General features: G+C 61.3%; 12 protein-coding genes. 2 read left to right on the top strand and 10 right to left on the bottom strand.

Features of this window, described 5'->3' with window-relative positions; genetic code table 11:
- Positions 1-94: 94 nt before the first annotated feature.
- The 3 genes from hslU to lon all read right to left on the bottom strand — a co-directional run bounded on the left by hslU (position 95) and on the right by lon (position 5,502).
- Positions 95-1,510: an ATP-dependent protease ATPase subunit HslU gene (gene hslU, locus E5K00_RS18705; RefSeq protein ID WP_135464796.1), complete on the bottom strand. Its 1,416-nt coding sequence runs from the start codon at positions 1,508-1,510 to the stop codon at positions 95-97.
- Positions 1,511-1,627: 117 nt separating this feature from the next.
- Entirely contained in the window at positions 1,628-2,692 is a 1,065-nt protein-coding gene (gene porQ, locus E5K00_RS18700; protein WP_135464795.1) for a type IX secretion system protein PorQ, read from the bottom strand.
- 374 nt (positions 2,693-3,066) lie between these two features.
- Complete coding sequence (gene lon / locus E5K00_RS18695; protein WP_394346333.1) at positions 3,067-5,502, bottom strand: endopeptidase La; 2,436 nt, start codon at positions 5,500-5,502, stop codon at positions 3,067-3,069.
- A 370-nt stretch (positions 5,503-5,872) separates the two neighbouring features.
- Here lon and E5K00_RS18690 point away from each other — a divergent pair, with 370 nt between their 5' ends.
- On the top strand, positions 5,873-7,870 hold the full coding sequence (locus E5K00_RS18690; RefSeq protein WP_245328341.1) for an OmpA family protein: 1,998 nt from the start codon (positions 5,873-5,875) through the stop codon (positions 7,868-7,870).
- A gap of 269 nt (positions 7,871-8,139) precedes the next feature.
- On the opposite strand, the gene E5K00_RS18685 is transcribed toward E5K00_RS18690, so the two are convergent.
- The 4 genes from E5K00_RS18685 to E5K00_RS23360 all read right to left on the bottom strand — a co-directional run bounded on the left by E5K00_RS18685 (position 8,140) and on the right by E5K00_RS23360 (position 12,039).
- Positions 8,140-8,634: a DUF6702 family protein gene (locus E5K00_RS18685; protein WP_135464793.1), complete on the bottom strand. Its 495-nt coding sequence runs from the start codon at positions 8,632-8,634 to the stop codon at positions 8,140-8,142.
- Between the two features lie 72 nt (positions 8,635-8,706).
- Positions 8,707-10,047, bottom strand: a complete 1,341-nt coding sequence (gene rseP, locus E5K00_RS18680) for an RIP metalloprotease RseP (protein WP_135464792.1) — start codon at positions 10,045-10,047, stop codon at positions 8,707-8,709.
- 183 nt (positions 10,048-10,230) lie between these two features.
- On the bottom strand, positions 10,231-11,397 hold the full coding sequence (locus tag E5K00_RS18675) for a 1-deoxy-D-xylulose-5-phosphate reductoisomerase (RefSeq protein WP_135464791.1): 1,167 nt from the start codon (positions 11,395-11,397) through the stop codon (positions 10,231-10,233).
- 453 nt (positions 11,398-11,850) lie between these two features.
- Positions 11,851-12,039, bottom strand: a complete 189-nt coding sequence (locus E5K00_RS23360; protein WP_394346328.1) for a hypothetical protein — start codon at positions 12,037-12,039, stop codon at positions 11,851-11,853.
- On the opposite strand from E5K00_RS23360, the gene E5K00_RS18665 reads away from it, so the two are divergent.
- Positions 12,028-12,513: a hypothetical protein gene (locus E5K00_RS18665; RefSeq protein ID WP_135464789.1), complete on the top strand. Its 486-nt coding sequence runs from the start codon at positions 12,028-12,030 to the stop codon at positions 12,511-12,513. The two genes, E5K00_RS23360 and E5K00_RS18665, sit on opposite strands and share 12 nt — an antisense overlap.
- 14 nt (positions 12,514-12,527) lie before the next feature.
- Here the strand turns inward: E5K00_RS18665 and E5K00_RS18660 are convergent, their stop codons facing one another.
- The 3 genes from E5K00_RS18660 to E5K00_RS22980 are packed head-to-tail and all read right to left on the bottom strand — an operon-like array spanning position 12,528 to position 14,981.
- The gene (locus E5K00_RS18660) at positions 12,528-13,379 is read right to left on the bottom strand and encodes an HvfC/BufC family peptide modification chaperone (RefSeq protein ID WP_135464788.1); all 852 of its coding nucleotides are present in this window, start codon (positions 13,377-13,379) and stop codon (positions 12,528-12,530) included.
- The gene (gene bufB / locus E5K00_RS18655; RefSeq protein ID WP_135464787.1) at positions 13,372-14,328 is read right to left on the bottom strand and encodes an MNIO family bufferin maturase; all 957 of its coding nucleotides are present in this window, start codon (positions 14,326-14,328) and stop codon (positions 13,372-13,374) included. The genes E5K00_RS18660 and bufB overlap by 8 nt, the downstream gene beginning before the upstream one ends.
- 2 nt (positions 14,329-14,330) lie before the next feature.
- Positions 14,331-14,981 carry a hypothetical protein gene (locus E5K00_RS22980; RefSeq protein ID WP_210114334.1) on the bottom strand — a complete coding sequence of 217 codons (651 nt, stop codon included), beginning with the start codon at positions 14,979-14,981 and terminating at the stop codon, positions 14,331-14,333.
- Positions 14,982-15,005: the final 24 nt, after the last annotated feature.

Below are 15,005 nucleotides of genomic sequence, written 5' to 3'. Positions count from 1 at the left end.
GTGCCGTTCAACGGCCGCCGCCGCCATCCGCCTGAATTACGTGCGGAGGTCAGCAACCGTTGAACGGCACTCCCTATTTCACCACTTCCCTATCTCACAGAATATACTGGCTCAGGTCGCGGTTACGGACCATGTCGCGCAGGCGCTCCTCGACCAGCTCGCGCGTTACCCGGATGCGGGCGTGGGCGCCGATAACGTCGGGCACATCGAACAGGATATCGTTCAGCAGGCGGCTCATGACGGTGTGCAGGCGGCGGGCCCCGATGTTTTCCACTTCGGAGTTGACCTCGAAGGCAATTTCGGCCAGGCGCTCCAGGGCTTCATCCTCGAACAACAGCTCCACTTCCTCGGCTTTCAGCAAAGCCTCGTACTGCTTGGTAAGCGCATTTTTGGGGTCTTTCAGGATGCGGTAGAAGTCGTCCTTGGTCAGGCTCTGCAGCTCAACGCGGATGGGGAAGCGGCCCTGTAGCTCGGGGATAAGGTCGCTGGGCTTAGCCACGTGGAAAGCCCCGGCGGCAATAAACAGGATATGGTCGGTGTGGATGATGCCGTACTTGGTGCTCACGGCGCTGCCTTCCACGATGGGCAGCAGGTCGCGCTGCACGCCTTCCCGGCTGACGTCGGGGCCGCCGCCCGCACCCTTGCCGCCGCGGCTGGCCACCTTGTCGATTTCGTCGATGAAGATGATGCCCGCGTTTTCGGCCTGCCGGATGGCTTCATCCTTCACCTCATCCATGTCGATGAGCTTGGAGGCCTCTTCCTCCAGCAGGATTTTGCGGGCCTCGGCAATGGTGACTTTGCGCTTGCGCGTCTTCTTGGGAATCATGCTGCCCAGCATGTCCTGCAACCCCGACAGGGAAGCCTCATCCAAGCCGGCAGGGCCACCCACGACGCCAATGCCGGGGGTGCTGTGCTGCTGCACCTGAATGTCAATCTTGCGGTCTTCCAGCTCGCCGTTGCGGATTTTGAGGCGGAACTTCTCCCGGGTGCGCTCATTCAGCTCGTAGTCCGAATCGGGCATGCCGGTGGCTTCGTTGCCGAAGCCCAGGGAAGGCTTGGGCACGGCCACGCTGCTGCCCGTAACGGGCGGAATCAGGGCGTCGAGGATGATGTCTTCCACCACCTGAGCGGCGCGGCTTTTCACTTCCTCCTTGCGGCGCTGCTTCACCATGTTCACCGACTGCTCCACCAAGTCGCGGACCATGCTTTCCACGTCGCGGCCCACGTAGCCGACTTCCGTGAACTTGGAGGCTTCCACCTTCGTGAAGGGGGCGCCGGCAATGCTGGCCAGGCGGCGGGCTATTTCCGTTTTACCCACCCCCGTCGAGCCGATCATCAGGATGTTGTTGGGCACGATTTCGCGCTGCATGTCGAGGGGCGCGTGCAGGCGGCGCCACCGGTTGCGCAGGGCAATGGCCACGTGGCGCTTGGCGTCGTGCTGGCCGATGATGTACTTATCGAGCTCGGCCACAATCTGGGCCGGGGTGAGAAACGTGGCGGAATCTAGCATAGAGAGGAGAGAAAAGGCAGTAGCGCGAACTTTGCAGTTCGCGCCCCCGCGCAATTAGGTCGTTCGGGGACGCGAACTACAAAGTTCGCGCTACTAAAGTTATGCGAAAGTTTGGGGCTAGTCGGTCTTCTTGAACAGGGTATCGATGTTGCGGGCCACGGTGAAGTAGTTGGCCGCCCCGGAGGCGTGGTAGCCGGCCCGGGTGTAATCGAGCTGAAACTGGCTGATGCGCAGCATCACGCCGAAGCTGATGCCCGCGCCGCCGGCCGTGTTGTCGAGGCGCAGCTCGCGGCGCTGCAAGTGGTTGTAGCCCAGGCGCACGTTCAGGTTTTTACCCAGAATCAGCTCCCCGCCGACTACGAAGTGCCGGGCAATTTTGTCGCCCAGGCTTTTCTTGGGCTTGATTTCCTCGTTGTTCTCATCGAGCTGCCCGCGTTGGTTAGGGTCGAGGTACACGATGTCGAGCTGCTGGAGGTGGTGAGCCGAAATGGAGATGCGCAGCGGCATGTGCTCGGGCTTGAAGGAGGTGCCGATCTGCACGTCGAGCGGCATGGGCTCCCGGCTGGAGCCAGCGTAGGGCTTGAGCTGAATCCCGGCGTTGCGCACGACCAGGCCCACGTTGAAATCCTGGGTGGGGTGGTGAAACAGGGCCCCCACGTCGGCCAGCGTCGCCACGGAGTGATTGCCGGCAATGCCCGACACGGCCAGCTTCAGGGTGCCGGCCAGGGTGAAGTTGCCGCTGGTGTAGGCATCCGACACGCCCAAGGCGTACTCGCTCACCGAAAACTGCCCCTGGCTGTTGCCGGCCGCGTCGAGCTGCTCAAACTTGCCGTAGTCGAGGTAGGTGAGGCCCACGCCGAAGCGGCCGGCCTTTTCGGTGTTGAAGACGTAAGAGGCGGTGCTTTGCTTGATGTCGGCCAGGAAATCGACGTAGCCCAGGGCTAGGCGGCCGTCCATGTCCGCGTTGAGCAGGGCCGGGTTGCCGTAGAGCATCGTGCCGTCGGCATCGCGCGACGACACGTTGACGCCCCCCAGGCCCGCCAGCTTGGCGCTGGGCGGCAGATTCAGAAAGGAAAAGGCCTGCTGCCCGCCAATCTGGGCGGCGGCCGGCCGGGCCAGCAAGCCGCCCAGGCCGAGCAATGTAAAGCTGACGAAAGCCGAGCGGCGTAGCAGTTGATTCATACCTCTAAGATAGGTAATTGGGAAGCATCCTGGGTAAGACGCTGGGGCCGCAGGTTTTATTGTTTTACTGATCGGAAGAAGTCCCCCGAGCCCGGAAACAATTGTTTTGGTGCTCGGGGGCTCCCCCCGAGCCCGGAAACAATCGTTGGAAGCCTCGGGGAGAGCAGCCGGGGTTATATTTTTTTGTTTTGGTGCCCGGGGGCGTCCTCCCGGCACCAAAACAAAAAAATATAGGCCCGGGGGCGTCCTCCCAGCACCAAAACAAAAAAATATAGCCCGGGAGGAATCCTCCCGGCGCTAAAACAATCGTGGGAAGGCCGGGAGGAATCCTCCCAACCTTCCCACAAGTACAGCCGGCTCAGGAAGACTACGACCTACGCCACTTCCACGCTGGCCGGCGGGGCCAGGGCCGGCTCGTCGCGGACGATGAGCTTGATAGGGTGGGCCACTTTTTCGTCGAGCAGCGCCACTTTCAGCACGTCATCGACCCGGTCGGCGTAGTGCACAGTCAGGTCCTTGAGGTAGTCGGCGGGTATTTCCAGGATGTCCTTGCGGTTTTTCTCGCAGAGGATAACGTCCCGGATACCGGCGCGCTTGGCGGCCAGAATCTTCTCCTTGATGCCCCCCACCGGCAGCACCTTGCCGCGCAAGGTGATTTCGCCGGTCATGGCCAAATGGCTGCGGATTTTGCGCTGGGTGAACACCGAGGCAATGCTGGTGAAGATGGCAATGCCGGCGCTGGGCCCATCCTTGGGCACGGCGCCCTCGGGGAAGTGAATGTGCAGGTCGTACTGGTCGAAGACGCGGTAGTCGATGTCCAGCTCCTCGGCCCGGCTGCGCAGGTACGAAAGCGCCGTCACGGCCGATTCCTTCATTACGTCGCCCAATTGGCCGCTCAGGGTCAGCTTGCCCCGGCCCCGGCTCAGCAGGCTTTCGATGAAGAGAATGTCGCCGCCGACGCTGGTCCAGGCCAGGCCCGTGACCACGCCGGCGGTTTCGTTGTCCTGGTACAGGTCCCGGTCGAAGATGGCCGCGCCCAGGATCTTGCTGACGTCCTTGGGCTCCAGCGTATCGGGAAAGGGCTCCTTCAGGGCCTTGTGCTTGGCAATGTTGCGCGTCACGGCCCCGAGCTTGCGCTCCAGGCTCCGCACCCCCGATTCGCGGGTGTAGTCGTCGATGACGCGCTGCAAGGCGGGCGTGGTGATGGTCACGTCCTTGGCGCTCAGGCCGTGCTCGGTGAGCTGCTTGGGCCAGAGGTGCTTTTTGGCAATCTGGGTTTTCTCCTCCAGGGTGTAGCCGGTCAAATCGATGATTTCCATCCGGTCGCGCAGGGCGGGCTGAATGGTGTCGAGCGAGTTGGCCGTGGCAATGAAGAGGACTTTCGACAGGTCGTACTCCACCTCCAGGTAGTTGTCGGTGAAGGTCGAGTTCTGTTCCGGGTCCAGCACTTCCAGCAATGCCGACGAAGGGTCGCCGCGGAAGTCGGAGGCAATCTTGTCGATTTCGTCGAGCACGATAACCGGGTTGGAAGCCCCGGCCTTTTTGATCTGGGCAATGATGCGGCCGGGCATGGCGCCCACATAGGTTTTGCGGTGCCCCCGGATTTCAGCCTCGTCGCGCACCCCGCCCAGGCTCATGCGCACGTACTTGCGGCCCAAAGACTTGGCAATGGAGCGGCCCAGGGAGGTTTTGCCCACGCCGGGCGGGCCGTAGAGGCACAGAATCGGGGCCTTCATATCCTGCTTGAGCTTGAGCACGGCCAGGTACTCAATGATGCGCTCCTTCACCTTTTCCAGGCCGTAGTGGTCCTGGTCGAGGATTTTCTTGGTGCGCTTCAAATTGAAGTTGTCCTTGGTGTACTCGGCCCAGGGCAAGTCGAGCAGGAACTCGACGTAGTTGACGCTGATGGGAAACTCGGCGGCCTGCGGATTCACGCGGGCCAGCTTTTCCAGCTCCTTGTGGAAGTGCTTGGCCACGGCCTCGGGCCACTTCTTGTCCTTGGCCCGCAGGCGCAGCTTCTCGATTTCCTGGTCGGGCCCGTCGAAGCCCAACTCGTCCTGCAGCACCTTGATTTGCTGGCGCAGGAAATAGTCGCGCTGCTGCTGGTCGATGTCGGTGTGGACCTTGGTCTGGATTTCGTGCTTGATTTCCAGGAGCTGAATCTCCTTCATCATCATCTCCAGCAGCATGGTGCCGCGCTCCACGCCGTCGTTGATTTCGAGCAGCTTCTGCTTGAGGCCCACTTCCACGTTGATGTTGGACGAGAGAAAGTGCGTCAGAAAGGCCGGCGACTCGATGTTGTCGAGGGCCACCTGAGCTTCCTGCGGAATTTCGGGATTGAGCTTGAGCATCTTGGCCGCCGCGTCTTTCAGCGACGACACCAGGCCCTTTACTTCCTTGGTGTTCTTGTTGGGGAAGGTTTCGGGCGAGTAGCTGACGCGGGCCGTGAGGTAGGGCGTGTCCTGGAGCTGCTCCTCGATGCGGAAGCGGCTCTGGCCCTGAATGATGATGGTCGTGTTGCCGTCGGGCAGCACCAGCAGCTTCAGGATGCGGGCCATGGTGCCCACCTCGAACAGGTCGGCCAGGGCCGGGTCGTCGCTGCCGGTGTTTTTCTGGGCCACGACGCCGACGATCTTGTTGCCGCGGTAAGCCTTGCGCACCAGCCGGATGCTTTTCTTGCGCGTGACGGTGACGGGCAGCACCACGCCGGGAAACAGCACGGTGTTGCGCACCGGCAGCAGGGGCAGCACATCCGGCGACTCCTGCTCCGACAGGGGCTGGTCCGGATCGGAGGCCACGATGGACACCATTTCGGCGGGGTCCTCCGTCATCAGCAGAACGTCGGGTTTGGGCTTGCGCGGATCGTATGAACTCATAAGACAGGATCGGGGAAGTAGTAGGGCGGTGCCAGAATGACAGCAAAAGCAGGCAACACGCAGGACGAAGCGAGCGAGCTTCCGAAGATACAGCTTTGGCAAGTGCTATGCCACGGGGAATAAGCAGGAATATACGGGGATATAACCCGCCAAGGCGACACACGGGCCCGCCAGTCCGGCAGCACCCGGGATAGTACTGAATAGATGAGAAAATCCCTATTTTTGATCTTTCGCCGCGCCGTTTGGGCTGGCTATTGTGCTTTATTGAATTATGCTCCGCTCTCTACGCCCGCTTCTCACCCTTTTGCTCTTTCTTGCCGTTATCGGGACCGGGCAGGGCCAACAAAAAAACACGCCGCCACCCACGCGCAAGCTCACCGGCAAGGTAACCCGGCAGCTGCGGGTGCGCCCCGACGGTACGCCCGACTTTATCAACATCAACAAGCTGGCGTACTTCCAGGATAAAAAGGCGCTGAAAGCCATTCAGAAGGCCGAGAAGCGGCGCAACTACAACCAGGCCCGCAGCCTGCTCGAAGCCTACGTGTCGCTGTTCGGCATCCAGAACTTCTACAAGGACACGCCCCTGCTCTGGCGCCTGGCCCAGCTCTGGGAAAAAGCCGGCAACGAGGAAAAAGCCAAAGCCTACTACCGCTTGGCGCTGAAGCACCACCGCCAGGACGTGAAGAAAATCCAGCTCTACTACGACTCGCTGGAGCAGAAGGACGCCGACCTCTACGTGCCGCTCAAGGTGTATTACGACATCGTGGAGTACCGCAAGAGCATTGCCACGTTTCACCCGCCCAAGGGTGTGTACACCACGATGGGCGACGCCATCAACTCGAAGGTGGAAGACTACGGCCCGACCCTCAATGCCGGGGCCGACCAGCTGATTTTCTCCTCGAAGCGCAAAACCCGGGGCATTCAGGACGCGGTGGACGAGGATCTGTACACCTCCCACAAGGAAGGCGTGTCGTGGACCGATGCCGAGCCCCTGCCCAAGCCGATTAACTCCCAATACAACGAGGGCTCGGCCTGCATCAGCAAGGACGGCAAGACGCTCTACTTTGCCCGCTGCGAGTGCCCTACCTGCCACGGCAACTGCGACCTGTACGTATCCACGTTCAAGGAAGGCCAGTGGACCACGCCCAAGAGCCTGGGCACGACGGTCAACTCCCCGGCCTGGGACTCGCAGCCCACCCTCTCGCGCAACGAGGACACGCTGTACTTCGCCTCCGACCGGCTCGGCGGCTTTGGCTTGTCGGACATCTGGTTTACGGCCAAAAACAAAGCCGGCCAGTGGACCAAGGCCCAGAACCTGGGCCCGGTGGTGAATACCCGCGAAAGTGAGGTGAGCCCCTACTACCACCCGCTCTACAACGTGCTGTACTTCTCGTCGCGCGGGCAGCTGCTCAACTACGGCGACTTCGACATCTACAAAACTTACCGGGTGCGGGGCCGCTGGCAGGAACCGCGCAACATCGGGCCGCTGGTGAACGGCAAGGGCTCGGAGTACTACTTCACCATCGACTCCGAATCGAAGGATCTGTACTACGCGCGCTCCGAGGCCAAGGACCTGAAAAACCTGGACCTCTACTCCTTTCCGCTGCCCATGGAAGCCCAGCCCCTAGCCACCACGCACATCGAGGGCTCGTTGGTCGATTCGGTCAGCAGCAAGCCGCTCAACGGCATCGTGAGCGTCATCGACACCGACAACGGCATTGAAGTAGCCAGCAAGTACGTGCGGCCCGACGGCTCGTTCGACTTCGATTTGATTGAAGGCTCGCACTACGTCATCCTGATTCAGAGCCCCGACTACTTCACGGTGGAAAAGCAGTTTGAGCTGAAAGGCGACACGGTAATGAAGCTCGTCACCAACTCGATTGACTACGGTCTGCCGCTGATTTTCAAGAACATCGAGTTTGACCAGGACAAGGCCAACATCCGGGCCGCCATGCACCCGATTCTGGACCGGATTGCCCTGTTCATGGTCGACCACCCCACGTTCCGGCTCAGCATCAAGGGCCACACCGACTCCAAGGGCGACCCGGACTTCAACGAAAACCTGTCGAAGGACCGCGCCGAGGCCATTCGCCGCTACATCGAAGCGAAAGGCAAGCTCAAGCCCAACCGCATCGAAAGTATGGGCTACGGCAGCACTCAGCCGCTGAAGGAAGAAGTCACGGAGGAAGACGCGCGCATCAACCGCCGCGTGGAGTTTCGCCTCATCAAGCCCGACGAAGACAAACCCAAGCCCCCCAGCGACGACAAGAAACCCGCCGACGGCACGCTGGATTGGAAATAGGGTTTAATGTGCTGATGTGCTAATGTGTTGAAATGTGCTAATGCCCAACGTGTCATTGCGAGGCCGAAGGCCGAAGCTATTCGTCCCCTACGAAGGCAATTAACCCATCGTTTTACCAAAAAGCCCTTTACAGAACGTTCTGTAAAGGGCTTTTCATTTCAGGACACCCGGCACATTTCAACATACGGACTGCCGCGCTTTGCTCACGATTACACAAGGGCCTTAGCACATTAGCACATTCCAACACATTCGCACATTAACCCTACATTCTACCACATTAACCTCTGCGTCTCGTTGCCGTCCCGGAACAGGGCGCTTTGCTTTTTGCCGCCGGCGTCGAGGTTGACGATGTTCATCTGGTCGGCGAAGTTGGGCAGTAGCAGCTGGTGGCGCAGCACGAGGCTGCTGGTGGGTTTGGGCAGCTTCACGGCCAGGTACAGCCAGTGCGCTTCGTGGTCTTTCTCGAAGCCGATAAACTGCAGCGGCAGCGCTTCGCCGGGCTTGGTGCCAAAGGCCAGGGACTTGCGCAGCAGGTCGGTGGTCAGCTGCGTCACCTGGGCCCGGGGCGTCGTCTCGAAGCTGATGGCGCGGGGCTGGCCCACCGACAAGGCCTTTTCGAAGTCGTCGGTGAACACCTTCAGGCTGATTTCCAGCTGCTGCTTGGGCGCGTTGTAGCGCACCTCCATGATGCTGGCGTGGTAGGCGTGGGCGGCGGCGGCCAGACTCAGCAGACAGGCGGCCAAAACAACGAAAAGACGACGCATAGCTAAAGAATCGGCAAATGAAAAAGCTCCTCCCTTAAGCAAAGGGAGGAGCTTTTTCGTTCAGGACGCCGCTTAGAACAGCAGCTTGAAGAAGTCGTTGAAGATGACGAAGACCATCAGGCCCAAAATCATGACCATGCCGACTTTCTGGGCGTTTTCCAGGAAAGAGTCGGACGGCTTGCGGCCGGCAATCATTTCGTAGAGCAGGAACAGCACGTGGCCGCCGTCGAGGGCCGGAATGGGCAGCAGGTTCATGAAAGCCAGCACCATCGACAGCATGCCGGTCAAAGTCCAGAAGCGCAGCCAGTCCCACACGCCGCCGTACTGCTGGGCAATGGCCATTGGGCCGCCCAGCGACTTACGAGCCGAGGCCTCGCCGCGGAAAATCTTACCGAAGGCCTTCATCTGCGTCGTTACTACGCCAAAGGCCTTTTTCGTGCCGGCCGGCACCGACTCCGCCAGGCTGTAGGTGCGCGTCGCCTCTTTCAGCAAGGACTTGGGCATGAAACCGATATGGCCTTCGTCGTCCACGGCAATCTGCAGGGTCTGGGGCTGGCCGCCGCGCACGATCTGCACCGGTACGGTTTTGCCGGCGTTGGCCTTCAGGGCTTCCTGCAGCTCGGGGAAAAACTGCGTGGGCTTGCCCGCTACCGAGGTTATCTGGTCGTTGGTTTGCAGGCCGCCCTTGGCCGCGCCGCTGCCCGACACCACTTGGTCTACCACGAAGGGGTTCAGGGGCAGCACGAAGGGCGTCTGGTCCTTGTCGGAGAGGCGGTCCATGAAGTTCGTGGGAATCGGAATGTCCAGCAGCTGCCCGTTGCGGTCCACGGTGTAGTAACTGTTCGAGCCCAGCATCACATCGGTGCTGTATACCTCGTCGAACTCGGTGAAGGGCCGGCCGTTGATTTTCACGATTTTGTCGCCGGTGCGGAAGCCCATTTCCTCGCCCAGCTTGTTGGGCACCACGCCGTAGCGGGCCTCGGAGGCGGGCAGGTATTTCTCGCCGTAGTTGAAGGTCAGGGCCGAGAAGATGACGATGCCGGTAATGACGTTCATGATGATGCCGCCCAGCATCACAATCAGGCGCTGCCAGGCCGGCTTCGAGCGGAACTCGTTGGGCTGGGGCTCGGCGGCCAGCTGGTCGGCGTCGGTGGTTTCGTCGATCATGCCGTGGATGGCCACGTAGCCGCCCAGCGGGAACCAGCCCAGGCCGTACTCCGTCTCCCCGATTTTCTTCTTGAACAGGGCGAAGTTCATCACGCCCGGCATGGGGAACAGGAAGTCGAAGAAGATGTAAAACTTATCGACGCGAATCTTGAAGTACTTGGCGGCGGCGAAGTGCCCGAACTCGTGCAAACCCACCAGAATAGAAAGGCCCAGCAACATCTGGCCGGCCATGATTAATACTTCCAAAGCGAAACTTGGTATTGAGGAGAAAGGGAAGAAAAACTGGAATGGCTGGTATTTTCTACGTCTGTCATCCTGAGCCCAGCGAAGGACCTTATCACGTTGAAATAAGTCGTTCAACTGGCAGAAGGTCCTTCGCTGGGCTCAGGATGACAGACGATAAAAAAAGCCAATGTAACCAGACAACACTTACCGGCGGCCAACCAGTTCGTGCGCCACGCGGCGCGTTTCCTGGTCGGTCAGCACGTAGTCGTCCAGCGACGGTTCGGCAAGGTACGAAACCTTCGTGAGGCAGCTTTCCACCAGGCTCGGCATTTCCAGAAACCCGATTTCGTCGCGCAGAAAAGCGGCTACGGCAATTTCGTTGGCCGCGTTGAGCACGCACGGCGCGTTGCCGCCCTGGCGCATGGCCTCAAACGCCAGCGGCAGGTTGCGGAAGGTGGTGCGGTCGGGCTGCTCGAAGGTGAGCGTGGGATAATCAAGGAAGGAGAAGCGGGGAAAGTCGCTGGGCAGCCGCTCGGGGTAACCCAGGGCGTACTGAATGGGCAGCTTCATGTCGGGCAGGCCCAGCTGAGCCTTCAAAGAGCCGTCCTGGAACTGCACCAGGGAGTGGATAATGCTCTGCGGGTGCACCACCACGTCGATCTGGTCATTGGTGAGCCCGAAGAGCCATTTGGCCTCAATAACTTCCAGGCCCTTGTTCATGAGCGAGGCCGAGTCGATGGTGATTTTGGCGCCCATGTCCCAGTTGGGATGTTTCAGGGCCTGGGCCTTGGTCACGGAAGCAAGCTGCTCGGCCGTGCGGCCCCGGAACGGTCCGCCCGAGGCCGTCAGGATAATCTTCTCAATCGGGTTGCGCTCCTCCCCTACCAGGCACTGAAAAATGGCCGAATGCTCCGAGTCGACGGGGTAAAGGCCCACGCCGTGCTCTTTTACGAGGCGGGTAATCAGCTGGCCGGCCACCACCAGGGTTTCCTTGTTGGCCAGGGCAATGTCTTTGCCGGCCCGGATGGCGGCCACCGTGGGCAGCAAGCCCGAGTAGCCGACCATGGCCGTCAGCACGATGTCGGTGTCGGGGCGGCCGGCTACTTCGGTCAGGGCGGCACTGCCGGCCAGCACTTCGGTACTTTGGCCGGCCAGGGCAGCTTTTACGGCGTCGTACTGCCGCTCGTCGCCGATGACCGCCACGGTGGGCCGGAACTCGCGGGCCTGCCGGATCAGCAGCTCGGCGTTGGAGTGGGCCGACAGAGCCGCCACCTGAAAGCGGCCGGGGTGGGCGCGGATAACGTCGAGGGCCTGGGTGCCGATGGAGCCGGTGGAGCCCAGCAGGGTGACGCGTTTGGAAAGAGCAGACATGGAAATAGAAACAGCTACGGGCCTGGTGGGGTTGGCCCCGGCAAAAGTAAGCCGAACTTTGTGTTCGTGGGCGGGCAGCAGCTAGTTCCCGCCCCGGAAGGACGTACTTTTGTGGCCGCGCTATTCTTTATCCTGCATGAACACCCCTACTCCCGCCCCACTTTCCGCCTTCGACAAAGCCCGCAAAGGCCTCTGGACCAGCCTGCAAAAGCACCTCGACACCGTATACGCCGCCGAAAAAGACTTCCGCGCCGCCACGGCCTTTACTACTTCTTTTCCCTTCTCGGCCGCCCAAACCGAACCCGAGCAGCTGGCCGACTACCAGCAGCAGCGCCTGTACCTGCGCGACCTGTTCATCGACGAAACCAACCAGCTCGACAGCCTGGTGAAGGCCGTGCGGACCAAAAGCTACCAGGAAGACGAAAAGAAGCTGCTGCTGCTCATGATTCTGGGCTACATCGACATTGCCGACAGCATCTTCGCCCTACTCGACACCCAGCGCCCCAGCAAGCTGGAGAAGGACGAGGAACTGGAAGAAACCACCGCCAAGTTCGAGCGGGTCAAAAACTTCGTGCGGCTCAACATCAAGGGCATTTCGGGGCTGTTGCCCAAGCTGTAAGCCTGCCTCCGATGCCGCGTCACCTCAAGCTTACCGTTGGCCGGGAGTATATTTTCATTGACTCGCTCTATGTGAGTGACTTTGCTGAGAAACCAGCGCTGTTACTGACTAATCCGGACTTGCGGAAACTTAGAACGGTCATTTTTCCCTATCCCAGCACCGGTATTCCATACGCACTTTTCACGGCTGACGTAGAAGACTTCGACATAGCCCGAATTCACTACTTCAACAGCGACGAAAGCACCGCCGATAATCTGCTGCAATTCTGCTCTGATACCGGACTTATCCTGGTCGTTGACACGGCCGTTTTCTTTGAGGTGGCTGCTAAGTTCAACCCCGAAGTCCTGGAGGACGTCCTGGAAGAACAACCCGAGTACCTTTCCCGCGCCAAAAACTGGACTGCACTAGTCGCCGAGTACACGGGTGCCCTGCACTACTTTGAAACCGCCGAAATCGATAAGCGCCTAGCCGGTGGCGGTGAATTTCGAATAATGTAATCAGGCTACGGGAACTACCCAGTCGTAAAAAAGCCCCATTCCAGCCACTTGGCCCGCCAGATCTGCCATAACATGGCAGCCGTGGCGTGGTCTATATCGGGTTGGGTGGCCAGCAGCGTAAGGGCTTCTTCTATTGAACGGCCTTGTTGCAGCCACTGAAGAAACCGGAATTGCAGAGGCTTCACGTCGAATAGGCCGAGCTGGTAGTGGCGGCGGGTAATGACGACGTAACTGGGCCAGGCGGGCGGCAACGGCGGCTCAAGGCCCTGATACACGGCCTGATAGTACTGATTCACCGGAAACTGAAAGGCCAGCAGTGTGACGCACGGGGCCAGCCGCAAGGCGGTATCCGCAGTAGTAAGCTTCGGCGCGGGCTGATTTTCGGCACCGGGCGCGTCGAAGGCCACGAAGGCGGCGCGCTCCAGCCGGGCCAGATCAATCATGAAGTCGGGCCAGGAGTCCCGCTCGGCGGGCGGTGCGTCCCGGTCGGGGCGGGTTTCGGCCAGAAACTGCGGAAACCGCGCCCCCAACTCGCCCAGGGTATAGGTCTGGGATGGGTACACGCTCAAGTATTCGCGGGCAAAATCCTCGAACAGCTCCGGGCCCAGCGCCTGCCGCAGCACCTGAAACTGGCCGGCCATGCACTCCAGCAGCCGGGCAAAGTACCCCCGCTGGTACACGGCCAGCCGCTGCCCCCCGCTCATCCGGCTGGAAGGCGCAATCAGCTGCTCCACGTCCTGCGGTAGCAAGGGCAGCACCGTCTGGGCCGCCGGGCCGCGCATCGCCGCGCCCAGGCCGGCCGAATCGGTGAGCACCGTTTGCATCCAGTGCTGCACCTGTTGCAGCGAAAAGGCAGAGTCAGACACGAACGGGGGCGGTTGGGGGCGACATGATGCCCGGCGTCAGAAAGCTCAGCGGGTTGGACACCACGCCCGCCGCGGCTACCACCGGCGCTTCGGCAGTCAGCAGGGCCGGCATGGCTTCCATAAACTGCCGGGCCTTGAGCAGCTCGGCGTGGTACTCGGCGAAGGGCGGAATCTGGCTGTCCCACTCCAGCAGGGTGGCTACGCCGCCGGTGCGCTGCCAGGCCCGCTGGAAAAGGGCCCACACCGGCGACAACACTTCCCGGTCGTGGGTGTCGATGATGTGGGTGCCGCAGTGCTGGTGGCCGGCCAGGTGCATCTGCACAATCCGGTCGGCGGGCAGCGCGTCGATGTAGGCCAGCGGGTCCTCGTCGTTGTTGAAGCAGCTCACGTACACGTTGTTCACGTCGAGCAGCAGGCCACAGCCGGTTTCCTGGGCCAGCCGGCCCAGAAACTCAGCCTCCGGAATCGTGGAATGGGTAAAGCTGAGGTAGGTGCTCGGGTTTTCCAGGACGAGGGGCCGCTCCAGAAAGTCCTGGATGACGCGCACCCGATTGGCAATGTGGCGCAGGGTTTCCTCAGTCAGGGGCACGGGCAGCAAATCGTGGGTGTTCAGGCCCAACGCCCCGGTCCAGCACAGATGGTCACTCACCCAGGCGGGCCGGATAGCCCGGGCCAGCGTTTTGAGCCGACTCAGGTAATCGAAATCCAACCCATCAGTACTGCCCACCGACAATGACACGCCGTGCATCACCACCGGGTAGCGCTCCGCAATCTGGTCGAGCACGTAGCGCGGCCGGCCCCGGGAGTCGATGAAGTTCTCGGAAATGATTTCAAACCAGTCGACCTGGGGCCAGTGCTCCAGAATGTGGGCGAAGTGCACGTGCCGCAACCCCAGCCCGAGGCCGAGGTTGGGCAGTTGCTGCACCTGCTGATACAACGCGGTGCTCATCGTTACTGCGCGTCGCTGCCGGCCCCGTGCTTCTGGCCCGAGCGCACGCCGCACAGGTTGCCGCTGTCGCCGAAGCTGCAGCTGGGGTTGCCGCTGGAGCCGCAGCCGTCGAACGGCCCCAAGGAGCGCAGCCACCACGTGGGCGGGCCTTCCTTGAACTGGGGCGTGCCCACTTCCCGGTCTTCGCGCTTGAGGCGCTCCTCAAACAGGGCCCGGGCCCGCAGCCACACGCTCTTGCCTTGGTTGGGGCCCAGCGTGCTGAAGCGCTCCGCCTGAATCGGGGTGGCGCAGCTGCCTTTCCAGGCGCAGTCGTTCTGGCCGGGCTGGTTTTGCTCCTCGGCGCTGCCGTAGAGGCCGCAGCCGCCCTGCCCGCGGCAGTTGTTCAGGGAGTGGCACACGTGCTCGGTGGTGGCGCACATGCCGGTGCCGGCGCAGCTGTTGGTGCCAAACCGGTCGTGGCCCTTGCAGGCGTTCAGGCCCATGCAGGCGTGCAGCTCCAGGGGTACGAAGGCGGCCTTGGCAGCCACGGGTGCGCTGCTGGGTGCCGGAGCCGGGGCCGAGCCGCAGCCGTTGGAGCTGCCGCAACCGTTGCTGGCGCTGGCGGCCAGGTTGCCGGCCTGGGCGGCGGGCGTATTTTTCGCGGAGGTATTCATAAGAGTAGGGTATCGGGGCTAAGG

The sequence above is a fragment of the Hymenobacter aquaticus genome (genome assembly GCF_004765605.1).
Taxonomy (GTDB): domain Bacteria; phylum Bacteroidota; class Bacteroidia; order Cytophagales; family Hymenobacteraceae; genus Hymenobacter; species Hymenobacter aquaticus.
The sequence above is the reverse complement of the archived record's forward strand: the minus strand, read 5'-3'. Positions and strand labels throughout refer to the sequence as shown.